The sequence below is a fragment of the Pseudomonas sp. MPB23 genome, assembly GCF_046605395.1.
Classification (GTDB): domain Bacteria; phylum Pseudomonadota; class Gammaproteobacteria; order Pseudomonadales; family Pseudomonadaceae; genus Aquipseudomonas.
In genome coordinates, this window is the sequence record NZ_CP176771.1 from 5,897,769 (window position 1) to 5,923,383 (window position 25,615).

Consider the following 25,615-nt stretch of genomic DNA (forward strand, 5'->3'; position numbering starts at 1 on the left):
CAGGTGTGGATTTTTTTGCCTGCCCCGTCTTCCTCCGGTCTGCGTTTGATACGCACACCTTTTGGGCCATTTGGCCACACCGGGGGATTTCATGTTTCGCGCGCCTTGCCACGCTTCGCACCTGTTTCTGCGTCCGACCATCATCGCGGCCTGCCTGGCGTTCAGCCTCACGGCCGTTGCCGAGTCGTTCACCCTGCAATTGCCCGCCCAGTCGCTGGCCACGTCCCTGAGCCAAGTGGCGCAGCAGGCGAAGATCGCGTTGTTGTTCGACGAAGCATTGCTCAAGAACGTGCAGGCGCCGGCACTCAGCGGCGAGTTCACCCCGGAGGGGGCGATTCGCAGCCTGCTCAAAAACGGTGAGTTCACCCTGATCAAAGTCGGCAGCACCTACGTCGTGCGCCCCGAGCAGGGCAAGACCACTCAGAGCGGCGCCATCCAACTGGACACCCTGAGCGTGATCGGCACCGGCAGCCAGGTCGACTCCAGCACCGTCGGCCGCTCCACCCTGAGCCAGGCCGATATCGACCGCTACCAAGCCAACAACATCCCCAGCCTGCTGCAGACCCTGCCCGGCGTCAGCCAGGGCGGCTCGCTGAAACCCGGTGGCCAGACCATCAACATCCGCGGCTTCGGCGATGCCGAAGACGTGCCGCTGACCGTCGACGGCGCCACCAAAAGCGGCTTCGAGCGCTACCAGCAAGGCACGGTATTCATCGAGCCCGAGTTGATCAAAAGCATCGAGGTCGAAAAAGGCCCCAACTCGCCGTTCAGCGGTAACGGTGGCTTTGGCGGCACCGTGAACATGACCACCAAAGATGCACCGGACCTGCTCGAAGACGGCCGCAACAGCGGCGCGATGCTCAAGTACGGTTACTCCAGCAACGACCACGAACAGGTCTACAGCAGCGCGGTGTATGGCCGCACCGATGATGGCCGTTTCGATGCGCTGGCCTACCTGACCCAGCGCGACGGTGACGACATGAAAGTCGCCGCGCGCTTGCCCAACGAGAACAACCAGTACCCGATCAACCCTAAGCGCCTGCCCAATACGGCCCAGGATGTGGACGGCAAGTTGTTCAAGGTCAACGCGCATTTCACCGATGAACACAGCGTCGGCCTGTCTTACTCGCAGTCCCACAGCAATCGCTGGACGCCGTTTTCCGCCGCCAGCTACCCAACGCCGCCGACCCAGGCCAACATCAACCGCTACGGCTACGAAGGGGCGCTCAAGCGTTTCCTGGCCAACCGCGACACCGTCGACACCACCTGGTCGGGCAAGTATGAATACCAGCCGCTGGACAACCCGCTGGTGGACCTGACCGTCAAGTATTCCCAGTCCGACACCGAACAGACCGACGAGCGTGACGCCACGGCGTTTTTCCAGTTGGCCACCGGCGGGCGCAAAATGGACACGGCATACACCGACAAAAACCTCGACATCCGCAACGTCAGCCTGTTTGACAGCGGTCCCTTGCAGCACGCGCTGACCATTGGCACGCAGATCCGCAAGCACACACGTGAAACCGAAATGTGGATGCCCGGCGCCACCTACAACACCGCGCGCTACAACTACGGGCATTTTCAACCGGGCTTCATGCCCCACGGCAAGGTCGATACCAACAGCTTCTTTATCCAGGATGCCGTGACCCTGGGCGACGTGACCATCACCCCGTCCCTGCGCTACGACCATGTGCGCAACCGAGGCGAGGCCAACGACGCGCCGTACTACAGCAACCCCGATCCGGCCGTCGGCCACGACTACAGCGACCGCACCTACACCGGTTGGTCACCGCGCCTGGCGCTGTTCTGGACCGTGACCCCGAACGTTGGCCTGTTCGCCAACTGGAGCAAGACCTGGCGGGCACCGGTGATCGACGAGCAGTACGAAGTCCAGGGCCTGGGTAGCCGCACCGCGACCAGCGTCGACCTGGACCCGGAACGCATCACGTCGATCACCGTGGGGAACATCACCCGCTTCGATCACCTGATCACCCACGACGACAACCTGCAGGTACGTACCACGCTGTTCCACAACAAAGTCGAAGACGAAATCTTCAAGGCCACCGGCGTGGGCTGCGAGAACCAGGCCGTCAACGGCGGCACGATTTCCACCGCGTGCCCGGCCGGGCCGATGTCCAACTACCGCAATATCGGCGGCGTGACCATCAAGGGCTTCGAGGTCGAATCGTTCTATGACTCCACCTACCTGTTCGGCTCGGTGTCGTACGCCTATGCCAGAGGCGAACACGAAGGCGCCTACACCAACCCATGGGGCCCCAATGTCTCGGCGCGCGATATTCCGCCGACCAAATGGGTGCTGGTGCTGGGGACCCATATTCCGGCGTGGAATGCCCAGGTGGGTTGGACGGCGCAGTACGTCGGCGCCACCGATCGCCTGCCCAGCGACAAATACTCCGGCGGCCCGGGCTCCAGCGTCGGCGACTTGTTCTACGACCAGTACGGCAACAAGCGCTACAACACCCAGGGCCTGTTCGCCAAATGGAAACCGCAACAGGCTTACCTGAAAGGCACCGAGGTCAACTTCACCCTGGACAATATGTTCAACAACAACTTCCGTCCGGCCCTCAGCGGCGACCGTGCCTACACCAAAGGGCGCGACGCAAAGATCAGCATCACACGCTTCTTCTAACCCCCACCCCCTGCAGGAGCGAGCTCGCGCCTACAAAACTGTACGGATAAATCCGCACTCAGCTGTAGGCCCGCGTTTGGCGGGGGTTGTGGCTAGATGGGCTTCCCTTGAAGCCCTCTAGTTGTCGGTCCCCATTATGAGTTCGCGCGAAAACACCGGCATGGCCCTCGGCCTGCTGGGCGTCATCATCTTCAGCCTGACCCTGCCCTTCACCCGTATCGTGGTGCAGGAAATCCACCCGTTGCTCAACGGCCTGGGCCGCGCGTTGTTCGCGGCGATCCCGGCGGCGGCGCTGTTGCTGTGGCGCCGCGAACGCTGGCCCACCTGGCGCCAGGTGCGCGGGCTGTGCCTGGTGATCGCCGGGGTGATCCTCGGTTTTCCGGTGCTGTCGGCCTGGGCCATGCAAACCTTGCCGGCGTCCCATGGCGCGCTGGTCAACGGCCTGCAACCGCTGTGTGTGGCGCTGTATGCGGCGTGGTTGTCCCATGAACGGCCGTCCAAAGCCTTCTGGGCCTGCGCCGCACTGGGCAGTGGGTTGGTGCTCGGTTATGCATTGATCACTGGCGCCGGCAGTATTCAGGCCGGCGATCTGTTGATGCTTGGTGCGATTGCCGTCGGTGGCCTGGGGTATGCCGAAGGCGGCCGACTGGCCAAGGAGATGGGCGGCTGGCAAGTGATCTGCTGGGCGCTGGTGCTGTCCACGCCGGTGTTGATCGGGCCGGTGTGGTACCTGGCGGCGCAGCATCAAGGCGCGATTTCCATGCGCACCTGGTGGGCGTTCGGCTATGTGTCGCTGTTCTCGCAGTTCCTGGGGTTCTTTGCCTGGTACGCCGGCTTGGCCATGGGCGGCATCGCGCGGGTCAGCCAGATTCAGCTATTGCAGATCTTCTTCACCATCGCGTTTTCGGCGTTGTTCTTTGGCGAACATATCGAGCCGATCACCTGGCTGTTTGCGTGCGGGGTGATCGTCACGGTGATGCTGGGGCGCAAGACTGCGGTGCAGGCTGCGCCCATCTCGAAGGCCAGTGCGATTTAACGGTGGGAGGGGGCTTGCTCCCGATAGCGGCTTATCAGTCGATGCATATATGACTGAACCGCCGCAATCGGGAGCAAGCCCCCACATTGGCTTCGTGTTCAGCCGAGGTAGTCATCCTCGCGCAGCAGGGTTTCCAGGCAGTGCTCGGTGATGTGATAGAAGTCCTTGAGTTGCTGGATCTTGTCCAGTAACGGCGCGTTGTCCAGCGGCTCCGCACGTTTGACCGCGAGGATCATCTTGTTCTTGTTGGTGTGTTCCAGGGAGATGAACTCGAACACCTTGGTTTCATAGCCGCAGGCCTCGAGGAACAAGGCGCGCAGGCTGTCGGTGACCATTTCCGCCTGCTGGCCCAGGTGCAGGCCGTATTGCAGCATCGGTTTCAGCAGCAGCGGGCTCTGGATCTGCAGGCGAATCTGTTTGTGGCAGCACGGCGAGCACATGATGATCGACGCGCCGGAGCGGATACCGGTGTGAATCGCATAATCGGTGGCCACGTCGCAGGCATGCAGCGCGATCATCACGTCCAGCTCGCTCGGCGCCACGCTGCGCACGTCGCCGCATTTGAATGTCAGCCCCGGGTGTTCCAGGCGCGCGGCGGCGGCGTTGCACAGGGTCACCATGTCTTCGCGCAGTTCCACGCCAGTGACTTCAGCCTCGACATTGAGGGTGTTGCGCAGGTAGTCGTGGATGGCGAACGTCAGGTAGCCCTTGCCCGAACCGAAATCGGCGACGCGCATCGGCAGGTCCAGCCTCAACGGCGACGCGATCAGCGCATGGCTGAACACTTCGATGAACTTGTTGATCTGCTTCCATTTGCGCGACATCGACGGGATCAGCGCGTGCTTGGCATCGGTCACACCCAGGTCGACCAGGAACGGTCGGCTCAGGTCGAGGAAGCGATGCTTCTCGCGGTTATGCTCCGCCGAGGGCGCCTCGCGCAGTTGCTGCGGCTTGCTTTTGAACAGCGAGCTTTTGTTCTTCTTGCTGTATTCCAGCTGGGCTTCGTCGGTCAGCGCCAGCAAGTGCGCGTTCTTGAACGAAGCCGGCAGCAGCTCGGCAATCGCCGCCACGCCATCGGCCACGGGCAGGTTCTTGGTGATGTCGCGGGTCTTGTAGCGGTAGACGAAGGACAGGCACGCCTGCTCCTTGACCGTCACCGGCTTGATGATCAGCCGTTGCAGCTCGGCTTCTTCGCCCACGTACTTGGCCAGCACCAATTTGATGAAGGCACTGTGGGCGAGGCTGGTGTTCAGCAGCTCGATGAACTGGGCGTGATGATCCGGCGCTAGGCTGGCAGGTTGAGCGATGACGGACATGAACAAAAACGCCTCGGGCTGGGAATGCCGGGCATTTTAGGGGGGATAGCCCACCAGGGCACGGAGTTATTTGACCAGTGGTCACCGCTGGCTCAAATGTGGGAGTAAACCCTCTCCCACATTTTTTGCCCAAGGGGGCTTCGACTATTCGAGCACCACCAAGCGATTGGGCAACTCATTACGCGCCTGCGTCACCGGCACATGCACCTTGAGCAACTCGCCACACGCCTCGATACAGGCAATGAACCCGGCCAGGGTCTGCCCCTGCTTCACTTGCTGGGTGAACACCTTGACGATGCCATCCCAATGGCTGTCGTCCAGGCGCTTGGAAATCCCGTCATCCACCAGAATCTCCACATAGCGCTCCGCCTCGCTGACGAAAATCAGCACCCCGGTGCTGCCCACGGTGTGGTGCAGGTTCTGCTCCAGGAACTGTCGGCGCGCCAGGTTCGACGCGCGCCAATGGCGCACCGAACGCGGGATCAACCGCGTAGTGACCTTGGGCAGACGAAACACCAGGCACAGCACAATGAACGTCGCCCATTGCGCCAGCAGCAAGGTGTACATGGTCAGGTAGCCCGACAAGTAATGCACCACACCGGGCACCACCAAGGCGATCAGGCTGGCCCACAGCAGGGGGATGTAGGCGTAGTCATCCGCACGGGCGGCCAGCACCGTCACCAGTTCGGCGTCGGTCTGTTGCTCGACCCGGGCGATCGCCTCGGCGACCTGGCGCTGCTCGTGTTCACTCAGTAATGCCATGGTTGTAGATGCTCTTTTCTCGTTATTGTCATTACCAGCCGCCCGACGCCCCGCCGCCGCCAAAGCCGCCACCGCCGCCCCGGAAACCACCGCCGCCCCCCCCCCCGCCATTGCCGCCGCGGCCACTGCTGCTGAGAATCGCCAACAGGATCGCCCACACCGGCAGGCCCATGCGATTGCACAGCCACAACACGCCGATCAGCAGGATGAACAAGCCGATGGAAAACCCCGGATTATCCTTGGCGAAGTTGGCATCCGCCACATGGGCCGGCACCGCCAACGGCTCGCCGCCCACCACCTGGATCATCGCCGCCACGCCATCGCTGATGCCCTGGCTGAAATTGCCGGCCTTGAACTTGGGCGTGATCACCTGGTTGATGATCACCCACGACTGCGCATCGGTGAGCGTGCCTTCCAGGCCATAGCCGACTTCGATGCGCAACTTGCGCTCATCGCGGGCGACGATCAACAGCGCGCCGTTGTCCTTGCCCTTCTGGCCGATGCCCCAGTGGCGGCCCAATTGATAACCGTAGTCTTCAATGGGCACGCCCTGCAGGTCGGGCACGGTGACCACCACGATCTGGTCGCCACGGCTTTGCTCCAGTGCCTGCAACTGCTGGGTGATGTGCTCGCGTACCGCCGGGTCGATCATCTGGGCGGTGTCCACCACCCGTCCGGTCAACGCCGGGAACGTCAACGCTGCCTGGGCCAGGCCCACGCAAGCCAGCAGCCACAGCGCCAGGCTTATCCTTAATAAACGCATCGACACCTCAATGAAGCCTTATTTGAACTTCACTTGCGGCGCTTTATCGGCATCGGCGCTGGTGGCTTCAAACGTGGCGCGGATCGGCAGATCGCTGTACATCACGCTGTGCCACAGGCGGCCGGGGAACGTGCGGATCTCGGTGTTGTAGGCCTGCACAGCCTGGATGAAATCGCGACGGGCCACGGCGATGCGGTTTTCCGTGCCTTCAAGCTGTGATTGCAGGGCCAGGAAATTCTGATTGGCCTTCAGGTCCGGGTAGCGCTCGGACACCACCATCAAGCGGCTCAGGGCACCGCTCAAACCATCCTGGGCTTGCTGGTACTGCTTGAGTTTTTCCGGGTTGTCGAGGGTACTGGCATCGACCTGGATCGACGTCGCCTTGGCCCGCGCCTCGATCACGGCGGTGAGGGTGTCCTGCTCATGGGCCGCGTAGCCCTTGACCACTTCCACCAGGTTGGGGATCAGGTCGGCCCGACGTTGGTACTGATTCTGCACCTGGCCCCAGGCCGCCTTGGCCTGTTCATCCAGGGTCGGAATGGTGTTGATGCCACAACCGCTCAGCACCGTGCTGATCAATAGCAAAGCCGCGGCTTTCAAGCCCCAGCGGTAACCTTGTGCTGCTTGCATGGTGTTTCTCCTGCCCAACTTTGATGGAATGTGACGACTCGCCCTATAAACCGCGCGCATGGGGCATAATCCGCCCCCACTACTGGAATGCATCGAGCCAATCAGCTAAAAAGATGCCCAGCGCGATAAAGAGTTCAGAGTGTGCTGCATTTATCTGAACGACACCCGAACAACAATAGACGCTCCCCACATTTTGGCCGGTCAGCCTAACCGCTGTGCAGTGCGCCGAAAAAGGATATTCATGAAAAAGCTGTGTTTGCTCGGCCTTGTTGCCACTCTGGCCACCCACCCCGTCTGGGCAGAAACAAAGCCTGCTGCGCTTAACGACAAGGACGCCTTCGTCAGCGACCTGCTCGGGCAGATGACCCTCGATGAAAAGATCGGCCAATTGCGCCTGATCAGCATCGGCCCGGAAATGCCCCGCGAGCTGATCCGCAAGGAAATCGCCGCCGGCCGCATCGGTGGCACGTTCAACTCCATCACCCGCCCGGAAAACCGTCCGATGCAGGACGCGGCCATGCGCAGCCGCCTGAAGATCCCGATGTTCTTCGCCTATGACGTGATCCACGGCCACCGCACGATCTTCCCGATCAGCCTGGCCCTGGCCTCCAGCTGGGACATGGACGCCATCGGCCGCTCCGGGCGCATTGCCGCCCAGGAAGCCGCCGCCGACAGCCTCGACATCACCTTCGCGCCGATGGTCGATATCTCCCGCGACCCACGCTGGGGCCGGACTTCCGAAGGCTTCGGCGAAGACACCTACCTGGTGTCGCGCATCGCCGAAGTGATGGTCAAGGCTTTCCAGGGCAGCAGCCCCGCGAATGCCGACAGCATCATGGCCAGCGTCAAGCACTTCGCCCTGTACGGCGCGGTGGAAGGCGGTCGCGACTACAACGTGGTCGATATGAGCCCGGTCAAGATGTACCAGGACTACCTGCCGCCCTACCACGCGGCGATCAAGGCCGGTTCCGGCGGTGTGATGGTGGCGCTCAACTCGATCAACGGCGTGCCCGCCACCGCCAACACCTGGTTGATGAACGACCTGCTGCGCAAGGACTGGGGCTTCAAGGGCCTGGCCGTCAGTGACCACGGTGCGATCTTCGAGCTGATCAAGCACGGCGTGGCCAAGGACGGGCGTGAAGCCGCCAAGCTGGCGATCAAGGCCGGCATCGACATGAGCATGAACGACTCGCTGTATGACAAGGAGTTGCCGGGGCTGCTCAAGTCCGGCGAGATCGAGCAGAGCGACATCGACAACGCCGTGCGCGAAGTGCTCGGCGCCAAGTACGACATGGGCCTGTTCAAAGACCCGTACCTGCGCATCGGCAAGGCCGAGGACGACCCGGCCGACACCTACGCCGAAAGCCGCCTGCATCGCGCCGACGCACGTGACATCGCCCGCCGCAGCCTGGTCCTGCTGAAGAACCAGAACGACACCCTGCCGCTGAAAAAATCCGCCACCATCGCGCTCGTGGGCCCGCTGGCCAAGGCGCCGATCGACATGATGGGCAGTTGGGCCGCCGCCGGTCAGCCGGCGCAATCGGTCACGCTGCTCGACGGCCTCAACGCGGTCATCGGCGACAAAGGCAAGATCATCTACGCCCGTGGCGCCAACATCACCAACGACAAGGCCGTGGTCGATTACCTCAACTTCCTCAATTTCGATGCCCCGGAAGTGGTGGATGACACCCGCCCGGCCCAGGAAATGATCGACGAGGCCGTCAAGGCCGCCAAGGCTGCCGACGTGGTGGTCGCCGCCGTGGGCGAGTCCCGTGGCATGTCCCACGAATCGTCCAGCCGCACCGACCTGAACATCCCGCAAAGCCAGCGCGACCTGATCAAGGCCCTCAAAGCCACCGGCAAACCGCTGGTGCTGGTGCTGATGAACGGCCGTCCGCTGTCGATCCTGGACGAGAACCAACAGGCCGATGCGATCCTGGAAACCTGGTTCGCCGGTACCGAAGGCGGCAACGCCATCGCCGACGTACTGTTCGGTGACTACAACCCGTCGGGCAAGCTGCCGATCACCTTCCCACGTTCGGTGGGGCAGATTCCGACCTACTACAACCACCTGACCATCGGCCGGCCGTTCACCCCAGGCAAGCCGGGCAACTACACCTCGCAGTACTTCGATGACATCACCGGGCCGCTGTTCCCGTTTGGTTATGGCCTGAGCTACACCACGTTCAGCCTGTCGGACATGGCGCTGTCGTCCACCACCCTGAACAAGACCGGCAAGCTCGACGCCAGCGTCACCGTGAAAAACACCGGCAAGGTGGACGGTGAAACCGTGGTGCAGCTGTATATCCAGGACGTGGCCGGCTCGATGATCCGCCCGATCAAGGAGCTGAAGAACTTCCAGAAGGTCATGCTCAAGGCCGGCGAAGAACGCACCTTGCACTTCACCATCACCGAGGACGACTTGAAGTTCTATAACACCCAACTCAAGTACGCAGCCGAACCGGGCCAGTTCAATGTGCAGATCGGGCTGGATTCCCAGGATGTGCAGCAGCAGACCTTCGAACTGCTCTAACGCCCGCCCCCGTCCTCTGTAGGAGCGAGCAAGCTCGCTCCTACCGTTAAGCGAATTAAGCGCGTTGGGCGCGTCAGCCGCGTCGGTTGAGCAGGTTCACCACCAACCGATCAATCCAGCCCCACACCCGCTGCTTCACCCGCCGCCACAACGGCCGCGACTTCCACGCCTCCAGGCTCACCGCCTGGCTCTGGGCAAAATCCCGTTCGAAACTGCCCGCCACTGCCAGCGTCAGCTCAGGGTCCAATGCTTCCAGGTTGGCTTCCAGGTTGAAACGCAGGTTCCAGTGGTCGAAGTTGCACGAGCCGATGCTGACCCAATCGTCCACCAGCACCATCTTCAGGTGCAGGAAGCACGGCTGGTATTCAAAGATCTTCACACCCGAGCGCAGCAAGCGCGGGTAATAGCGGTGCCCGGCGTAGCGCACGGACGGGTGATCGGTGCGCGGGCCGGTCAGCAGCAAACGCACATCCACCCCGCGCCCCGCCGCCCGGCGCAAGGCTCGGCGCACGCCCCAGGTGGGCAGGAAATACGGGGTCGCCAACCAGATGCGCCGATGGCCGCTGCTCAGCGCGCGGATCAGCGAGTGCAGAATATCGCGGTGCTGGCGGGCGTCGGCATAGGCGACGCGGCCAAGACCGGGCCCGTTCGCCGGCACTTTGGGCAAGCGCGGCAGGCCGAAATGGGTGGCCGGTTTCCAGGCACGCCGGTCGTCGTTGGCCAACCATTGACGGTCGAACAGCGCTTGCCAATCCAGCACCAGCGGGCCGTCGATCTGCACCATCACTTCATGCCAGTCGGCGGTGTCCTGTCCCGGCGTCCAGAACTCATCGGTGACGCCAGTCCCCCCGACCACGGCGATGTCCTGGTCGATCAGCAACAGCTTGCGGTGGTCGCGATACAGGTTGCGCATCCAACGGCGCCAGTTCAGACGATTGTAAAAACGCAGTTGCACCCCGGCGTCGGTCAAGCGCTTGCGCAGCCCGAGGGTGAACGCCAGGCTGCCGTAATCATCGAACAGACAACGCACCCGCGCGCCACGCTCGGCCGCCAGCACCAGCGCCTGCACCATGGCTTCGGCACAGGCTCCGGCTTCCACCAGGTACAACTCCAGATCCACCTGCCGCTCTGCACGGGTAATGCCTGCCAGCATCCGGGGGAAAAAATCCGGGCCGTCGATCAGCAACTCGAACCGGTTGGCGCTGCGCCACGGGAACACCGCGCCGCTCACGTCAGCGCGCCGTAAAGATCAGCACCGCACCCACCGGCACCGACAAACTGATCGACGTGAGCCCCGCCGCTTCGCGCAACGTCGCCACCCCCGGCGCCAGGTCGAAATCCTCGGCATGCAGCACCAGCGGTTCCAGGGTCACCACCTGGAAACGCCGGTCATCCAGGCGCGTGGCCAACAGCTCGGCGCTGTAGGTCTGGGTCTTGCCGTGCAAGGTCACACTCAGCGGCAGGCGCAATTCCAGCTGCGCACCGGGGGCCAGGTCGTTGATGGGCTGCAGGTTGATCTGCGCGCTGATCAGTGCTTCGGGGAACGTCTTGATCTCGAACAGTGCATTGCGCATGCGCTCATCGCGCAGCGGGATGCCACTGTTGACCGACTCCAGCTCCACTTGCACCGTTGCCGCACCCTGGCTGTCGACCTTGCCGTGCAACACCAGGAAGCGGTGCACCTCGGCAATCTCGGTGTTTTTGGTGGTGACGAACGACAAGCGCGAGGACTCATTGTCCAGGTACCAGTCGGCGTGGGCGGGCAAGGCGGCACAGGTCAGCAGCGTGAAGATCAGCGGTTTGACATTGAACATAACGACTCATGGGGCAAAAAAACCTGCACGAACCTTAAGCGCAATGTCACAAACGGCGCAAATCCAATGTGGGGGGTGTCAGGGGATGAGGCGACAGCCCTGGCGATCCCCCAGCCACCGCGCCGTGTGCGTACGCCCCAACCCGCTCGCCGTCACTTCACTGCGCTCCGGGTTATCGGTAAACGCGCGAACCGGCACGTACTGCTTCACGTACCCCCGGCAATACTCCGCCGGGTTATTCGCCACATACCGACACGAGCAATATTCCTTGGCCGTATACGCCGCGATGATGTCCGGGAAGGCCTGCAGATTGACGCGCTCGTGCCACACCCAGCCAATCAGGGCGAGCAACAGTAAGAGCAACAGGCTGGTCAACGGCCGACGACGGATCATGGCTGCACCGCCGCGAGCACGCGCTTGAGCAGTTCGTTATGGCGGTAGCTGCCGTCGCGGTCGTCGCCATAGCGCACAATCACCAGGTGTTCGTCGGGCAGCACGTACAGCGCCTGGCCCCAGTGGCCGAGGGCGGCGAAGGTGTCGGCGGGGGCGTCCGGCCAAGGTCGCGCAGCGCCCTGCACTTCGCGGTTGAGCCACCAGTGGCCGCCGGGCACGGCTTCGTCCTGGCCGGCTTTATATCGGTCGAAGGGTTGGCGATTGAAGTCGATCCAGGCTTTGGGCAGCAACTGTTGCGCGCCCCAGCGACCATCGCGCGCCATCAACAGGCCGACCCGCGCCAAATCGCGGGCGGTGAGGTAGGCGTAGGACGAAGCGACGAAGGTTTCGTCGGCGTCGGTTTCCCAGGTGGCGTCGTGAATACCCAGCGGCGTAAACAGCGCGTCCCACGGGTAACTCATGTAGGCCTTGTGGCCGAGCATGCCTTTGAGGGCGGCGGACAAAAGATTGCTGTCGCCGCTGGAATAACGAAAGGCCTTGCCCGGCGCACTGAAGCTCTCGGTGTCAGCCGCAAACTCAGCCATATCCTGACGGCCACGGGTGTACAGCATCGCGACGACCGAGGATTTCAACGGCGCGTATTCGTAGTCTTCCTGCCAGTCCAGGCCCGACGCCCAATGCAACAGGTCAGCCAGGGTCACCGTGGGGTGCTGCTTCATGGGCGGGTAGAAGCGCGCCGCCGGGTCCGACAATTTGAAACGATTGTCGCCGTAGGCCACGCCGAGCACGCAGGCCATCAGGCTTTTGCTGATGGACCAGGTCAGGTGCGGCGTGCGGGCGGTGGTCGGTGCGGCGTAGCGTTCATAGATGATCTCACCATCACGAATCACCAGCAGCGCATCGGTGCGGATGCCCTGGCGGGTGGCGTCGTCACGCGTTGGGAAAGCATAGGTGTTGAGGGCGTCGACAGCGGGACCTTCGATCGGCGTGCCCTTGGCCCAGTCCTGGTCAGGCCAGGTTTCGGCGCGGGTGGTGACGGTGACGAACAGCAGCGCAGCACACAACAGGCCTCTGACCATGGACACAGACTCAAGGGGGCATTCAAGCCCGCGAGCCTAGCCGAGGCCGATGACAGATTGGCGACATCGGCGCCTGTCATCCAAGCGTCACCGTAACTTCATGGAGATGACACCGAGCCTACATAGCCTGAGTTTGGACAAACAAGTCGACCGGCCGAAACGTGGCTGGCACTCGGAGATTCGCCATGACTCAGATCGCCCGCATCAGCGACACCGGCAATGAACGCCGTCTGCAAGCCGAACGCCTGATCGGCGCCCAGGCCTTGCAAGAAGCCCAAGCCCTGCGGTTCAACGTGTTCAGCGGCGAGTTCAACGCCAAGCTGAAAGGCGCGGAACTGGGCCTGGACATGGATGACTATGATGTTCACTGCAGCCACATCGGCGTGCGGGATTTGAACAGCGGTCGACTGGTGGCCACCACCCGTTTACTCGATCACCAGGCCGCCAGCACCCTGGGTCGGTTCTACAGCGAAGAAGAATTCAGCCTGCATGGTTTGCTGCACTTGCAGGGCCCGATCCTGGAAATCGGCCGCACCTGCGTCGACCCGGCCTACCGCAACGGCGGCACCATCGCGGTGCTGTGGGGCGAGTTGGCCGAAGTGCTCAACCAGGGCAGCTACAGCTACTTGATGGGCTGCGCGAGCATCCCGATGCACGACGGCGGCATCCAGGCCCACGCGATCATGCAGCGCCTGCGCGAACGCTACCTGTGCAACGAACACCTGCGCGCCGAACCGAAAAAACCGCTGCCGGCCCTGGACCTGCCGTCCAACGTGATCGCGGAAATGCCGCCGCTGCTCAAGGCCTATATGCGCCTGGGCGCAAAGATCTGCGGCGAGCCGTGCTGGGATGAAGATTTCCAGGTGGCCGACGTGTTCATCCTGCTCAAGCGCGATGAGTTGTGCCCGCGTTACGCCCGCCACTTCAAGGCGGCCATGTGATGGGCCGCCTGCGCGTGTACGGGCGCATCGCCCGCGTGTTGCTGGTGGTGGCGCTGGGCTTGAGCATGGCCACTGTGTTTGGCGTGTTCGAGCGGATGGGCGTGGCCAACTCGATGGTGCGTCGTCAACGCTGGTCGCGGTTCTTTATGGCGCGGCTGACCAATGCCCTGCCCTTCCGGGTGACGGTGCACGGTGAAGTGCCGACGCAGCCGATGCTGTGGGTGAGCAATCACGTGTCCTGGACCGATATTCCGCTGCTGGGCGCGGTGGCACCGATGTCGTTTCTGTCCAAGGCCGAAGTGCGCACCTGGCCGGTGGCCGGCTGGTTGGCGGCCAAGGCCGGCAGTCTGTTCATTCGTCGCGGTGCAGGCGACAGCCAGTTGATCCGCAAGCAGATGACCCGCCATCTGGAACAACAGCACCCGCTGCTGATGTTCCCCGAAGGCACCACCACCGACGGACGCAGCCTGCGCACCTTTCACGGGCGCTTGCTGGCCAGTGCGATCGACGCGGACGTGTCGCTGCAACCGGTGGCGATCCGTTATCTGCGCAATGGCGAGGTGGACCCGTTGGCACCGTTCATTGGCGATGACGATTTGCTCTCGCACCTGATGCGCCTGTTTGCCAACGACCAGGGCGATGTGGAAGTCCACGTGCTCACGCCGATTGCCTGCGCCGGGCAGGAACGTGCGGCGCTGGCGTTCCAGGCGCAGCAGGCGGTGCAGAAGGCGTTGTTCGGGCCGCTGCCGGAGACTGAGCAAGTGGCTGCGCGACCTGCATTCGCCGCCTGACAGGAACTGGACACAGTACAAAATGTGGGAGGGGGCTTACCCCCTCCCACATTTAGCTTTCAGTGGTCAGTTGAGCGTGTGCAAATTTTTGCAACTCAGGATAAAACAGCCGGAAGTCTTCACTCAGCGGCTCGTATAGCATCCGCAACTCCTGCATGGCATGGCCCAATTCCTCAGGCCGTGTCAGGCGCCGCGAGATCCCCCGCAACACCTGCTCCATCACCGCGAACTCGCGGTACGACCCCAGCCAATCATCCGCTGCCATGTAGGGCGCGATCTGCGCCAGCCGCCCCGGCAATTGCGGCTCGGCCGCCAGCACGCGGTACACCTGCGAGGTGAAATGCTCCAGGGGCTGCTCGGCATACAGCACCCAATCCCGTGCCAGGCAGTGATCGAAGAACACATCGAGGACAATCCCGGCATAGCGCCTGCGGGTCAGGCTGAAGCGCGACAACGCCTCGCCGACCAACGGATGGCTGTCGGTGAAACGGTCGATGGAACGATGCAGCTGGATCGCCGCTTCGATGGACGGACCGAACTGGCCCTGCAGGCGGCCTTTGACGAAGTCGCCATAAAGACTGCCCAGCAGTTGCGCAGGAAGTTGGCCGCCCAGGTGGAGATGTGCGAGATAATTCATGGCGCGCAGTTTATCACTGCCCTCAACGTATCGTTATAACTCGATATACCGATTTGGCCTGGCCTCAGAGCAAAATCATATTTGTATATCGGTATATACCGATTTAAAGTTCGCCTCATCGCGATATAACGTTTTACAACACCGAGCACCTGCCATGTCCATCGACCTCGACGAAATAATAAAAGCCCTGGCGCACCCAGTACGACGAGACATCCTCAACTGGCTGAAAGACCCGAAAGTGCAATTCCCCGAACAACTGCACAACCACGAATACGGCATCTGCGCCGGGCAGATCGACCAACGCTGCGGCTTGTCCCAGTCGACCGTGTCGGCCCACCTGGCCACCTTGCAACGGGCGGGATTGATCAGCAGCCAAAAGGCCGGGCAGTGGCACTTTTTCAAACGTAACGAGGAAACCATCCAAGCCTTCCTCGCTGCGCTCATCACTGAGCTCAGTTCTGAAATCCGCGCACCACTGTAACAAGGACACGCAAATGCCCCTCTCGCTCCTCATCCTGGCCCTGAGCGCCTTCGCCATCGGCACCACCGAGTTCGTGATCATGGGCTTGCTGCCGGATGTGGCGGCGGACCTGGGCGTGTCGATTCCCGGCGCCGGCTGGCTGGTGACCGGTTACGCCCTGGGCGTGGCGATCGGCGCCCCCTTCATGGCACTGGCCACCGCCCGGCTGCCACGCAAGGCCGCCCTGGTCGTGTTGATGGGCATCTTCATTATTGGCAACCTGCTTTGCGCCCTGGCCAGCGACTACAACGTGCTGATGGTTGCCCGCGTGGTCACTGCGCTGTGCCACGGTGCGTTCTTCGGGATCGGTTCGGTGGTCGCCGCCAACCTGGTGCCGGCCAACAAACGTGCTTCCGCCGTGGCGTTGATGTTCACCGGTCTGACCCTGGCCAACGTGCTCGGCGTACCGCTGGGAACCGCCCTGGGCCAGCAAGCCGGCTGGCGCTCGACCTTCTGGGCGGTGACCGTGATCGGTGTGATCGCGTTGATCGGCCTGATCCGCTTCCTGCCGGCCAAGCGTGACGAAGAAAAACTCGACATGCGCGCCGAACTGGCGGCCCTCAAGGGCGCCGGCATCTGGTTGTCGCTGACCATGACCGCGCTGTTCGCCGCTTCGATGTTCACCCTGTTCACTTATGTCGCACCGCTGCTCGGCGACGTCACCGGCGTGTCGCCCAAAGGCGTGACCTGGACCCTGCTGCTGATCGGCCTGGGCCTCACCGTGGGCAACATCATCGGCGGCAAGCTGGCGGACAAACGCCTGGCCGCCACCCTGATCGGCGTGTTCATCAGCATGGCGGTGGTGTCCACGGCGCTGACTTGGACCAGCATCGCGGTGATCCCGACCGAAATCACCCTGTTCCTGTGGGCCACCGCCTCGTTCGCCGCAGTCCCCGCGCTGCAGATCAACGTAGTGACCTTCGGCAAGGCCGCACCGAACCTGGTGTCCACCCTGAACATCGGCGCCTTCAATATCGGCAACGCCCTCGGTGCCTGGGTCGGCGGCAGCGTGATCGCCCACGGTTTCGGCCTGACCAGCGTGCCACTGGCCGCGGCGGCCCTGGCGATCCTCGCGCTGCTGGTGACCTTGATTACTTTCCGCCAGAGCGGCGATGCCGACCTGGCCCCTGCGACCAACTGATCAACTTAAAGAGAAGGGTGTTATCCCATGACGACTATTTTCGATCCGATCACACTGGGCGACCTGGAACTGTCGAACCGCATCATCATGGCGCCGCTGACCCGCTGCCGTGCCGACGCCGGCCGCGTGCCCAACGCGCTGATGGCCGAGTACTACGTGCAACGCGCCTCCGCCGGGCTGATCCTCAGTGAAGCCACCTCGGTGACGTCGATGGGCGTGGGCTACCCGGACACGCCGGGGATCTGGTCCAACGACCAGGTACGCGGCTGGGCCAATGTCACCAAGGCCGTTCATGGCGCGGGCGGCAAGATCTTCCTGCAACTCTGGCATGTGGGCCGCATCTCCCACCCGTCGTACCTGAACGGCGAAACGCCGGTGGCACCCAGCGCGATCCAGCCTAAAGGCCACGTCAGCCTGGTCCGCCCGCTCGCCGAGTACCCAACCCCACGCGCTCTGGAAACCGCTGAAATCGCCGACATCGTCGACGCTTACCGCACCGGTGCCGAGAACGCCAAGGCCGCCGGCTTCGACGGCGTGGAAATCCACGGGGCCAACGGCTACCTGCTCGACCAGTTCCTGCAAAGCAGCACCAACAAGCGCACCGACCAATACGGCGGTTCGCTGGAAAACCGTGCGCGCCTGCTGCTGGAAGTGACCGACGCGGCCATCGAAGTCTGGGGCGCCGGTCGCGTAGGCGTACACTTGGCACCACGCGCCGACGCCCACGACATGGGCGATGACAACCTGGCGGAAACCTTCACCTATGTCGCCAGCGAATTGGGCAAGCGGGGCATCGCATTCATCTGCTCCCGCGAAAAGGAAGGCGCGGACAGCCTCGGCCCACAATTGAAAAAAGCCTTCGGCGGCCCGTACATCGCCAACGAGCGTTTCACCAAGGACAGCGCCAATGCCTGGCTCGCCGCGGGCAAGGCGGATGCGGTGGCGTTCGGCATACCGTTCATTGCCAACCCGGACCTGCCGGCGCGGCTGAAGGCCGATGCGCCGCTGAATGAAGCGCACCCGGAAACGTTCTATGGTCAAGGCCCGGTCGGTTACATCGATTACCCAACGCTGGCGCTGTGATGTAATGCGCTGAAACGAAAAAGCCCCGACTCACAGGAGCCGGGGCTTTTTCGTCGAGGCAAGGAAACATTCCTTCACAGCCTTGCAACAAAATCTCTACAAAATACGTAGGCGGTTACCTACCAACTCCCCGCCCGCCCGTATATAAAGTCATCCCACCAATAAGTCAGAAGGACGGTTGCAGATCCTTGGGCTTTACTGTTGACATAATTTGAAGCAATTACACATTTTGACTTAATTGCGCAGGCTAGGGCTCAAGCGCAGCATGTCCAGCCCTCCATCGACCCAACGCTCGGCTTCCTGATGCAGATCAAAACTGTCAGGTACCAACAGCCACTGGCCCAGCAAGCCATTGATGTAGGCATGAATGCACACCGCTGCGCGCAGGGTGTCGAGGTTTTCGGGGAGTTGCCCGCGATGGACCGCATTACGCAAAGTCAGGCTGATCCGCAGGTCGCACTCCTGGCTATGAGTCTGGCGTTGGCGGCGCATGTCGCACATCTCATCGGTGAACTCGCACTTATGAAACAGGATTTCGTTGATGCGCCGGGTTTTCGGGTCCAGGACCACCTGATGAAAAAGATGAATCAACAGCTTGCGCATGCACCCCAGCGGGTCGACTTCATCCTCGCTTTCACTGGCCCTGGCCAGTTCATCCAGGGGTTCGTGCAGGGTGTCAAGCAACGCTCGCAACAGGTCGGACTTATTGCTGAAGTGCCAGTAAATAGCACCACGGGTTACGCCCGCCAGCGTGGCGATGTCCGCCAGCGTGGTCCGCGCGACACCGCGCTCATAAAAGGCGTGCTCGGCAGCTTCGAGAATTTGGCTTCGCGTTTCCTGAGCTTCCTCTTTGGTGCGACGAACCATGGCAGTAAAACCTCAATCAGAACACGTGGGACTATCGGTAACGCAGCTTTAATAGACGGTAACGATCATCTGCATCATTGTGGGACGACACCGTCATGGGCGCCGAACGGACTAAAATCGAGGCTTGGCGCGTTGCTTTGTCAACAAGTAGCGGAGCCTGTCAAGAGTTTACAAACAACCATGAACGTAAGTATATTGCGTAGCAAGCTACTTATCTACTCACAGCTTGTTTTTTACCCTTCCACACTTCTTGTGCGTACTCTGCGCGCCTGACCCGAGGATCTTCATGCAACTTAAGCCAGCTGTTACCGCTCTGGTCACTGCCGTCGCCCTGGCATCGCTGCTCAGCGGATGCAAAAAGGAAGAGGCGGCTCCGCCCGCTCAAGCTCCTCTGGTCGGCGTGGTCACCCTTCAACCGCAAGCCTTTACCCTGACGTCCGAGCTGCCAGGCCGCACCACCGCCTACCGCATCGCGGAAGTCCGTCCTCAGGTCAATGGCATCATCCTCAAGCGCCTGTTCAAGGAAGGCGCGGATGTAAAAGAAGGCCAGCAGCTCTATCAGATCGATCCGTCGGTCTATGAGGCCACCCTGAAAAGCGCCCAGGCCAGCCTGTCCCAGACCAAGTCGATCGCCGACCGCTACAAGCAGTTGGTCGACGAGCAGGCCGTCAGCCGCCAGGAATACGACACCGCCGTCGCCAACCGCATGACTTCCGAAGCAAACGTTCAAACCGCCCAGATCAACGTGCGCTACACCAAGGTGTTCGCGCCGATCTCCGGACGTATCGGGCGTTCCTCGGTCACCGAAGGCGCGCTGGTCAGCAATGGCCAGACCGATGCCATGGCCGTGATCCAACAACTGGACCCGATCTACGTCGACGTCACGCAGTCTTCGGCTGAAATGCTGAAACTGCGCCACGACCTGGAAAGCGGCCAACTGGAGAAAGCCGGCGCCAACGCCGCCAAGGTCAAGCTGACCCTGGAAGACGGCAGCAGCTATGGCCTGGACGGCAAACTGGAATTCTCCGAAGTGTCGGTTGACCAGACCACCGGTTCGGTCACTCTGCGCGCCGTGTTCCCCAACCCTGACCACACCCTGCTGCCCGGCATGTTCGTACACGCCCAGTTGCAAGCCGGTGTGAACAGCAAGGCGATCCTGGCACCGCAGCAAGGTGTGACCCGAGACCTCAAGGGTATCCCGACGGCGTTGGTGGTCAACGCGGACAACAAAGTTGAGCAGCGTGTTCTGGTCGCCAACCGCACCGCCGGCGCTTACTGGCTGGTGGAAAAAGGCTTGAACGCTGGTGACCGTGTGATCACCGAAGGCTTGCAGTACGTCAAGCCGGGCGTCGAGGTCAAGGTCAAGGACGCCGACAACGCCCAGCCTGCCGGTACCGCCGCTCCTGCTGCCGCTGCTGCTGGCAAAGGGGAGTAACCCATGTCGAAATTTTTTATCGACCGTCCCATTTTCGCCTGGGTAATTGCCCTGGTGATCATGCTGGTCGGGGCTCTGTCGATCCTGAAATTGCCCATCAACCAGTACCCGGCGATTGCGCCGACCGCCATCGATATCCAGGTGACCTACCCAGGCGCATCGGCACAGACCGTGCAGGACACCGTGGTGCAGGTGATCGAACAACAGCTCAACGGTATCGACAACCTGCGTTATGTGTCATCGGACAGTAACTCCGACGGCAGCATGACCATCACCGTGACGTTCAACCAGGGTACCAACCCGGACATCGCCCAGGTCCAGGTTCAGAACAAGCTGAACCTGGCGACCCCGCTGCTGCCGCAAGAAGTGCAGCAGCAGGGTATCCGCGTGACCAAGTCGGTGAAGAACTTCCTGATGGTGATCGGTCTGGTGTCCGAAGACGGCAGCATGACCAAGGACGACCTGTCCAACTACATCGTGTCCAACATCCAGGACCCGATTTCGCGGACGGCGGGTGTCGGTGACTTCCAGGTATTCGGTTCGCAGTACGCCATGCGTATCTGGCTCGACCCGGCCAAGCTGAACAACTACCAGTTGACCCCGGTAGACGTCAGCACCGCGATCTCGGCACAGAACGTACAGGTGGCCACCGGCCAGTTGGGCGGACTGCCTGCCCTGCCCGGCACCCAATTGAACGCGACCATCATCGGCAAGACCCGCCTGCAGACCACTGAGCAGTTCGGCAACATTCTGATGAAGGTCAACACCGACGGCTCGCAGGTTCGCCTGAAGGACGTCGCGCGTATCGAGCTGGGCGGCCAGACCTACAGCATCAGCGCACAGTTCAACGGCAACCCGGCTTCGGGTATGGCGATCAAGCTGGCCGCTGGCGCCAACGCCCTGGACACCGCCAAGGCCATCCGTGCCACGGTCGCGTCCCTGGAACCGTTCTTCCCGCCAGGCATGAAGGCGGTGGTGCCGTATGACACCACCCCGGTTGTGACCGAATCGATCTCCGGCGTGGTACACACCCTGGTCGAAGCGATTGTGCTGGTGTTCCTGGTGATGTTCCTGTTCCTGCAGAACTTCCGCGCCACCATCATCACCACCATGACCGTACCGGTGGTGTTGTTGGGTACTTTCGGGATCCTGGCCGCGTTCGGTTTCACCATCAACACCCTGACCATGTTCGGCATGATTCTGGCCATCGGCTTGCTGGTGGACGACGCCATCGTCGTGGTGGAAAACGTCGAACGGGTCATGGCCGAGGAGCACCTGTCGCCCAAAGAAGCGACGGTCAAGTCCATGGGCCAGATCCAGGGCGCCCTGGTGGGTATTGCCCTGGTGCTGTCGGCGGTACTGTTGCCGATGGCGTTCTTCGGCGGCTCCACGGGTGTGATCTACAAACAGTTCTCCATCACCATCGTTTCGGCCATGGCATTGTCGGTACTGGTTGCGCTGATCTTCACCCCGGCCTTGTGCGCCACCATGCTCAAGCCGATCGACCCCGAGAAGCACGGCCAACCCAAGCGTGGTTTCTTCGGCTGGTTCAACCGCACCTTCGACCGTAGCGTACTGAGCTACGAGCGCGGCGTGGGTAACATGCTCAGGCACAAGATTCCGGCGTTCCTCGTTTACGCGCTGATCTTTGCCGGCATGATCTGGCTGTTCATGCGCATCCCTGCCGCATTCCTGCCCGACGAAGACCAGGGCGTGATCTTTGCCCAGGTACAGACGCCGGTTGGCTCGACGGCCGAACGCACGCAAAAAGTCATCGACGACATGCGTATCTTCCTGCTCAACGACAAGGAAGGCGAACCGGGCGAAGGCAAGGGCGTGAAATCGGTCTTTACCGTGAACGGCTTCAACTTCGCGGGTCGTGGTCAAAGCTCGGGCCTGGCATTCGTGATGCTCAAACCGTGGGATGAGCGTGACGCGTCCACATCGGTGTTCGAAATCGCCAAGCGCGCCCAAGGTTACTTCATGCAGACGTTCCAGGACGCCATGGTGTTCGCCATCGTGCCACCGTCCGTACTGGAATTGGGTAACGCGACCGGTTTCGACGTGTTCCTGCAGGACCAGGGCGGCGTCGGCCACGATAAGTTGATGGCCGCGCGCAACCAGTTCCTGGGCATGGCTGCCCAGAGCAAAATCCTCGCGGGTGTGCGCCCCAACGGCGTGAACGATGAGCCGCAGTACGAGCTCACCGTCGACGACGAAAAAGCCAGCGCCCAAGGCATCACGCTGTCGAACATCAACCAGACCCTGGCCATCGCCCTGGGTGGCAGTTACGTCAACGACTTCATCGACCGTGGTCGAGTGAAAAAGGTGTACGTGCAAGGTGAAGCCGCCAGCCGGATGTCCCCGGAAGACCTGAACAAGTGGTACGTGCGCAGCGACTCCGGGCAGATGGTGCCGTTGTCGGCCATCGCCTCGGGCAAGTGGATCTACGGCTCGCCGAAACTCTCACGCTATAACGGTGTGGCAGCGATGGAAATCCTCGGTACCCCGGCACCGGGCTACAGCACCGGTGAAGCCATGGCCGAAGTCGAACGCATCGCCAAGCAATTGCCGGCGGGTGTCGGCTACGCCTGGACGGGCCTGTCGTATGAAGAACGTCTGTCCGGCTCCCAGGCGCCTGCGCTGTACGCCTTGTCGCTGCTGGTGGTGTTCCTCTGCCTCGCGGCGCTGTACGAAAGCTGGTCGATTCCGATCGCGGTGGTACTCGTCGTACCGCTGGGTGTGGTGGGTGCGTTGATCGCCACCAGCCTGCGCGGCTTGTCCAACGACGTGTTCTTCCAGGTGGGCTTGCTGGTGACGGTGGGCCTGGCGGCGAAAAACGCCATCCTGATCGTGGAGTTCGCCAAAGAGCTTCACGAACAAGGCAAAGGCATCGTCGAATCGGCCATCGAAGCGTCGCGCATGCGTCTGCGACCGATCATCATGACGTCCATGGCGTTCATCCTCGGCGTACTGCCGCTGGCGATCTCCTCGGGCGCCGGCTCAGGCAGCCAGCATGCGATCGGTACCGGCGTGATTGGCGGTATGATCACCGCCACTGTGCTGGCAATCTTCTGGGTGCCACTGTTCTTTGCAACCGTGTCCGCCATGGGCGAGCGCAAAACGACTGAACCCAAGCAAACTCCTAAAGAGGCTGGCCAATGAGCAAGTCGCTACTTTCCTTAGCCGTCACGGCATTCGTGCTCAGTGGCTGCTCGCTGATACCTGACTATCAGCGCCCCGAAGCGCCGGTGGCCGCACAGTTCCCGCAGGGGCCGGCGTATTCGTCGGCCCAGGCGCCGAACCAGGCCGCCGCCGAGCAGGGCTGGAAGCAGTTTTTCCATGACCCTGCCCTGCAACAGCTGATCCAGACCGCGCTGGTGAACAACCGTGACCTGCGTGTGGCGGCCCTGAACATCGACGCCTACGCCGCGCAGTACCAGATCCAGCGCGCCGACCTGTTCCCCGCCGTGTCGGCCACCGGCAGCGGTAGCCGCCAGCGCGTACCGGCACGCTCGTCGCAAACCGGTAAAGAGGGCATCAGCAGCTCGTACTCGGCCACCCTGGGTATCAGCTCCTATGAGCTGGACCTGTTCGGCCGTGTACGCAGTCTGAGCGAGGAAGCGCTGCAGAAATACTTCGCTACCGAAGAAGCTCGTCGCAGCACCCAGATCAGCCTGGTGGCCAGTGTGGCCACCGCCTACCTGACCTGGCAGGCCGACAAGGAACTGCTCAAGCTGACCCAGGAAACCCTCGACGCCTACGAGCAGAGCTACAAGCTCACCTCACGCAGCAATGAAGTCGGTGTGTCCTCGGCCCTCGACCTGAGCCAGGCGCGCACCTCGGTGGAAAACGCCCGGGTGGCACTGGCACGTTATACCCGTCAGGTGGCCCAGGACGAAAACAGTCTGACCCTGCTGCTCGGCACCGGTCTGCCGGCGAATCTCGTCAGCAAGCCGCTATCGGATAACCTGCTCAGCGAAGTGCCGGCCGGGTTGCCATCGGACTTGCTGCAACGTCGCCCCGACATTCTGCAGGCCGAGTACAACCTCAAAGCGGCCAACGCCAACATCGGCGCGGCCCGCGCGGCGTTCTTCCCGAGCATCAGCCTGACCGCCAACGCCGGTACCATGAGCCCGGACCTGGGCGGCCTGTTCAAAGGCGGCTCGGGTACCTGGTCGTTCGCCCCGCAGATCAACATCCCGATCTTCAACGCCGGCAGCCTGCGCGCCAGCCTGGACTACTCGAAGATCCAGAAAGAGATCAACGTGGCGAACTACGAGAAGGCGATCCAGACCGGCTTCCAGGAAGTGTCTGACGGTCTTGCCGCGCGCGAAACCTACAAGCAACAACTGGAGGCCCAACGTGGTTTCGTCGCCGCCAACCAGGATTACTACCGCCTGGCCGAGCGTCGCTACCGCATTGGTGTCGACAGCAACCTGACCTTCCTCGACGCCCAGCGCCAACTGTTCAGTGCCCAGCAATCGCTGATCACCGACCGCCTGGCGCAGTTGACCAGCGAGGTCAACCTGTACAAGGCCCTCGGTGGCGGCTGGAATGAGCAGACAGGAAAGACCGAGCCGTTGAAAGAAGAAGCACCGCCGTTGAAGTTGTTCTGATAACTGCGCTGTAAAAAAAGCGCCTCCTGCAAGGGAGGCGTTTTTTTATGCGCGTATTTTGGCCAATGAGGGCCAAATCATTCACGGATCTGGAAACGGGTACACCTGAGTTCCATATCCTCCTGATTCGGTGCAGTGAAATAAATAGAGAAGCTGCCACCCAAAACAGTCTTGTCATCGGTCTTGGAGATTTGGTCGATGGTCATGCTCCCCGAATAATCCGACGGCAGAGATTCGAGGTAGCCCTCACATGCAAAAGTCACCTGTACCGGGCATGGTTTCGGACCTAACTGGTACGTCATGCCCGGCGTTAGCTGAAGCGGTTCGACTTTAAGGGTCAATTCATTTTTGGGGCCTGGCCTGTGCTCCAGACCCAGGCGAATACAACAGTAACTGCCGTCTATGATCAACTCCAAGGCATCGAAATCCACGACTTCCTTCTTGTCGTCGTCGTTACTGATCAAGTACCCGCTAAATCCATCGTCGGACGATAAAAAGTTACCCATATCTGATCTAAAGCCCATGAGATCGTCTCCCTTGAATGCCTAAAAAAGACACTGCCATCACTAAGAAAATAGGCGTTTGAAACCCGTGAATCTACTGTG

22 protein-coding genes are annotated in these 25,615 nt (G+C 61.8%); 11 read left to right on the plus strand and 11 right to left on the minus strand.

Going from position 1 to position 25,615, the window contains the following annotated elements; genetic code table 11:
• The first annotated feature begins 91 nt into the window (after positions 1 to 91).
• Both ACLH0J_RS26795 and ACLH0J_RS26800 read left to right on the plus strand, forming a co-directional pair.
• Positions 92 to 2,650: a TonB-dependent hemoglobin/transferrin/lactoferrin family receptor gene (locus ACLH0J_RS26795; RefSeq protein ID WP_411389789.1), complete on the plus strand. Its 2,559-nt coding sequence runs from the start codon at positions 92 to 94 to the stop codon at positions 2,648 to 2,650.
• 136 nt (positions 2,651 to 2,786) lie between these two features.
• Complete coding sequence (locus ACLH0J_RS26800; RefSeq protein ID WP_411389790.1) at positions 2,787 to 3,686, plus strand: DMT family transporter; 900 nt, start codon at positions 2,787 to 2,789, stop codon at positions 3,684 to 3,686.
• Positions 3,687 to 3,784: 98 nt separating this feature from the next.
• Here the strand turns inward: ACLH0J_RS26800 and ACLH0J_RS26805 are convergent, their stop codons facing one another.
• The 4 genes from ACLH0J_RS26805 to ACLH0J_RS26820 form a co-directional block, all read right to left on the minus strand.
• A complete protein-coding gene (locus ACLH0J_RS26805) occupies positions 3,785 to 5,002 on the minus strand; it encodes a class I SAM-dependent methyltransferase (RefSeq protein WP_411389791.1) in 1,218 nt (405 codons plus the stop codon).
• 144 nt (positions 5,003 to 5,146) lie between these two features.
• Positions 5,147 to 5,764 (minus strand): TPM domain-containing protein, encoded by a 618-nt coding sequence (locus tag ACLH0J_RS26810; RefSeq protein WP_411389792.1) that lies wholly within the window; start codon positions 5,762 to 5,764, stop codon positions 5,147 to 5,149.
• A 31-nt stretch (positions 5,765 to 5,795) separates the two neighbouring features.
• Positions 5,796 to 6,527 (minus strand): TPM domain-containing protein, encoded by a 732-nt coding sequence (locus ACLH0J_RS26815; RefSeq protein WP_411389793.1) that lies wholly within the window; start codon positions 6,525 to 6,527, stop codon positions 5,796 to 5,798.
• A gap of 18 nt (positions 6,528 to 6,545) precedes the next feature.
• Positions 6,546 to 7,157 carry a LemA family protein gene (locus ACLH0J_RS26820; protein WP_010563619.1) on the minus strand — a complete coding sequence of 204 codons (612 nt, stop codon included), beginning with the start codon at positions 7,155 to 7,157 and terminating at the stop codon, positions 6,546 to 6,548.
• A 241-nt stretch (positions 7,158 to 7,398) separates the two neighbouring features.
• On the opposite strand from ACLH0J_RS26820, the gene bglX reads away from it, so the two are divergent.
• On the plus strand, positions 7,399 to 9,690 hold the full coding sequence (gene bglX, locus ACLH0J_RS26825) for a beta-glucosidase BglX (protein WP_411389794.1): 2,292 nt from the start codon (positions 7,399 to 7,401) through the stop codon (positions 9,688 to 9,690).
• A 73-nt stretch (positions 9,691 to 9,763) separates the two neighbouring features.
• On the opposite strand, the gene ACLH0J_RS26830 is transcribed toward bglX, so the two are convergent.
• The 4 genes from ACLH0J_RS26830 to ACLH0J_RS26845 all read right to left on the minus strand — a co-directional run bounded on the left by ACLH0J_RS26830 (position 9,764) and on the right by ACLH0J_RS26845 (position 12,976).
• Positions 9,764 to 10,921 (minus strand): phospholipase D-like domain-containing protein, encoded by a 1,158-nt coding sequence (locus tag ACLH0J_RS26830; RefSeq protein WP_411389795.1) that lies wholly within the window; start codon positions 10,919 to 10,921, stop codon positions 9,764 to 9,766.
• A gap of 1 nt (position 10,922) precedes the next feature.
• Positions 10,923 to 11,504: a YceI family protein gene (locus tag ACLH0J_RS26835; protein WP_411389796.1), complete on the minus strand. Its 582-nt coding sequence runs from the start codon at positions 11,502 to 11,504 to the stop codon at positions 10,923 to 10,925.
• Positions 11,505 to 11,582: 78 nt separating this feature from the next.
• A complete protein-coding gene (locus ACLH0J_RS26840; RefSeq protein WP_411389797.1) occupies positions 11,583 to 11,897 on the minus strand; it encodes an amidase in 315 nt (104 codons plus the stop codon).
• Positions 11,894 to 12,976 carry a serine hydrolase domain-containing protein gene (locus ACLH0J_RS26845; protein ID WP_411389798.1) on the minus strand — a complete coding sequence of 361 codons (1,083 nt, stop codon included), beginning with the start codon at positions 12,974 to 12,976 and terminating at the stop codon, positions 11,894 to 11,896. The genes ACLH0J_RS26840 and ACLH0J_RS26845 overlap by 4 nt, the downstream gene beginning before the upstream one ends.
• 185 nt (positions 12,977 to 13,161) lie before the next feature.
• Here ACLH0J_RS26845 and olsB point away from each other — a divergent pair, with 185 nt between their 5' ends.
• Both olsB and ACLH0J_RS26855 read left to right on the plus strand, forming a co-directional pair.
• Complete coding sequence (gene olsB, locus ACLH0J_RS26850; protein WP_411389799.1) at positions 13,162 to 13,917, plus strand: L-ornithine N(alpha)-acyltransferase; 756 nt, start codon at positions 13,162 to 13,164, stop codon at positions 13,915 to 13,917.
• A complete protein-coding gene (locus ACLH0J_RS26855; RefSeq protein WP_411389800.1) occupies positions 13,917 to 14,708 on the plus strand; it encodes a lysophospholipid acyltransferase family protein in 792 nt (263 codons plus the stop codon). Before olsB ends, ACLH0J_RS26855 begins: the two co-directional genes overlap by 1 nt.
• A gap of 52 nt (positions 14,709 to 14,760) precedes the next feature.
• Here ACLH0J_RS26855 and ACLH0J_RS26860 read toward each other — a convergent pair whose 3' ends face one another.
• Positions 14,761 to 15,345 (minus strand): ACP phosphodiesterase, encoded by a 585-nt coding sequence (locus tag ACLH0J_RS26860; RefSeq protein ID WP_411389801.1) that lies wholly within the window; start codon positions 15,343 to 15,345, stop codon positions 14,761 to 14,763.
• Between the two features lie 154 nt (positions 15,346 to 15,499).
• Between ACLH0J_RS26860 and ACLH0J_RS26865 the strand changes: the two genes are divergently transcribed.
• From ACLH0J_RS26865 to ACLH0J_RS26875, 3 genes are read left to right on the plus strand one after another with little or no spacing between them, the layout of a single operon-like run.
• Positions 15,500 to 15,826 (plus strand): ArsR/SmtB family transcription factor, encoded by a 327-nt coding sequence (locus ACLH0J_RS26865; RefSeq protein WP_411389802.1) that lies wholly within the window; start codon positions 15,500 to 15,502, stop codon positions 15,824 to 15,826.
• 13 nt (positions 15,827 to 15,839) lie between these two features.
• Complete coding sequence (locus ACLH0J_RS26870) at positions 15,840 to 17,006, plus strand: MFS transporter (protein WP_411389803.1); 1,167 nt, start codon at positions 15,840 to 15,842, stop codon at positions 17,004 to 17,006.
• Between the two features lie 27 nt (positions 17,007 to 17,033).
• Entirely contained in the window at positions 17,034 to 18,089 is a 1,056-nt protein-coding gene (locus ACLH0J_RS26875) for an alkene reductase (RefSeq protein ID WP_411389804.1), read from the plus strand.
• A gap of 234 nt (positions 18,090 to 18,323) precedes the next feature.
• Here ACLH0J_RS26875 and ACLH0J_RS26880 read toward each other — a convergent pair whose 3' ends face one another.
• The gene (locus ACLH0J_RS26880) at positions 18,324 to 18,956 is read right to left on the minus strand and encodes a TetR family transcriptional regulator (RefSeq protein ID WP_411389805.1); all 633 of its coding nucleotides are present in this window, start codon (positions 18,954 to 18,956) and stop codon (positions 18,324 to 18,326) included.
• Between the two features lie 286 nt (positions 18,957 to 19,242).
• Between ACLH0J_RS26880 and ACLH0J_RS26885 the strand changes: the two genes are divergently transcribed.
• Genes ACLH0J_RS26885 through adeC form a run of 3 tightly spaced genes read left to right on the plus strand, consistent with a single transcriptional unit; the run spans position 19,243 to position 25,010 of the window.
• Positions 19,243 to 20,391 carry an efflux RND transporter periplasmic adaptor subunit gene (locus tag ACLH0J_RS26885; protein WP_411389806.1) on the plus strand — a complete coding sequence of 383 codons (1,149 nt, stop codon included), beginning with the start codon at positions 19,243 to 19,245 and terminating at the stop codon, positions 20,389 to 20,391.
• A gap of 3 nt (positions 20,392 to 20,394) precedes the next feature.
• Positions 20,395 to 23,556, plus strand: a complete 3,162-nt coding sequence (locus tag ACLH0J_RS26890) for an efflux RND transporter permease subunit (protein ID WP_411389807.1) — start codon at positions 20,395 to 20,397, stop codon at positions 23,554 to 23,556.
• Positions 23,553 to 25,010 (plus strand): AdeC/AdeK/OprM family multidrug efflux complex outer membrane factor, encoded by a 1,458-nt coding sequence (adeC, locus tag ACLH0J_RS26895; protein WP_411389808.1) that lies wholly within the window; start codon positions 23,553 to 23,555, stop codon positions 25,008 to 25,010. The genes ACLH0J_RS26890 and adeC overlap by 4 nt, the downstream gene beginning before the upstream one ends.
• Before the next feature lie 77 nt (positions 25,011 to 25,087).
• On the opposite strand, the gene ACLH0J_RS26900 is transcribed toward adeC, so the two are convergent.
• Entirely contained in the window at positions 25,088 to 25,474 is a 387-nt protein-coding gene (locus ACLH0J_RS26900) for a hypothetical protein (protein WP_411389809.1), read from the minus strand.
• Positions 25,475 to 25,615 lie beyond the last annotated feature (141 nt).

Coding starts and splice junctions, on each gene's coding strand:
- ACLH0J_RS26855 (WP_411389800.1), top strand. CDS start 13,917: ATGGGCCGCCTGCGCGTGTACGGGCGCATCGCCCGCGTGTTGCTGGTG.
- adeC (WP_411389808.1), top strand. CDS start 23,553: ATGAGCAAGTCGCTACTTTCCTTAGCCGTCACGGCATTCGTGCTCAGT.
- ACLH0J_RS26890 (WP_411389807.1), top strand. CDS start 20,395: ATGTCGAAATTTTTTATCGACCGTCCCATTTTCGCCTGGGTAATTGCC.
- ACLH0J_RS26885 (WP_411389806.1), top strand. CDS start 19,243: ATGCAACTTAAGCCAGCTGTTACCGCTCTGGTCACTGCCGTCGCCCTG.
- ACLH0J_RS26860 (WP_411389801.1), bottom strand. CDS start 15,345: ATGAATTATCTCGCACATCTCCACCTGGGCGGCCAACTTCCTGCGCAA.
- ACLH0J_RS26845 (WP_411389798.1), bottom strand. CDS start 12,976: ATGGTCAGAGGCCTGTTGTGTGCTGCGCTGCTGTTCGTCACCGTCACC.
- bglX (WP_411389794.1), top strand. CDS start 7,399: ATGAAAAAGCTGTGTTTGCTCGGCCTTGTTGCCACTCTGGCCACCCAC.
- ACLH0J_RS26880 (WP_411389805.1), bottom strand. CDS start 18,956: ATGGTTCGTCGCACCAAAGAGGAAGCTCAGGAAACGCGAAGCCAAATT.
- olsB (WP_411389799.1), top strand. CDS start 13,162: ATGACTCAGATCGCCCGCATCAGCGACACCGGCAATGAACGCCGTCTG.
- ACLH0J_RS26795 (WP_411389789.1), top strand. CDS start 92: ATGTTTCGCGCGCCTTGCCACGCTTCGCACCTGTTTCTGCGTCCGACC.
- ACLH0J_RS26805 (WP_411389791.1), bottom strand. CDS start 5,002: ATGTCCGTCATCGCTCAACCTGCCAGCCTAGCGCCGGATCATCACGCC.
- ACLH0J_RS26820 (WP_010563619.1), bottom strand. CDS start 7,157: ATGCAAGCAGCACAAGGTTACCGCTGGGGCTTGAAAGCCGCGGCTTTG.
- ACLH0J_RS26810 (WP_411389792.1), bottom strand. CDS start 5,764: ATGGCATTACTGAGTGAACACGAGCAGCGCCAGGTCGCCGAGGCGATC.
- ACLH0J_RS26875 (WP_411389804.1), top strand. CDS start 17,034: ATGACGACTATTTTCGATCCGATCACACTGGGCGACCTGGAACTGTCG.
- ACLH0J_RS26835 (WP_411389796.1), bottom strand. CDS start 11,504: ATGTTCAATGTCAAACCGCTGATCTTCACGCTGCTGACCTGTGCCGCC.
- ACLH0J_RS26865 (WP_411389802.1), top strand. CDS start 15,500: ATGTCCATCGACCTCGACGAAATAATAAAAGCCCTGGCGCACCCAGTA.
- ACLH0J_RS26870 (WP_411389803.1), top strand. CDS start 15,840: ATGCCCCTCTCGCTCCTCATCCTGGCCCTGAGCGCCTTCGCCATCGGC.
- ACLH0J_RS26800 (WP_411389790.1), top strand. CDS start 2,787: ATGAGTTCGCGCGAAAACACCGGCATGGCCCTCGGCCTGCTGGGCGTC.
- ACLH0J_RS26815 (WP_411389793.1), bottom strand. CDS start 6,527: ATGCGTTTATTAAGGATAAGCCTGGCGCTGTGGCTGCTGGCTTGCGTG.
- ACLH0J_RS26840 (WP_411389797.1), bottom strand. CDS start 11,897: ATGATCCGTCGTCGGCCGTTGACCAGCCTGTTGCTCTTACTGTTGCTC.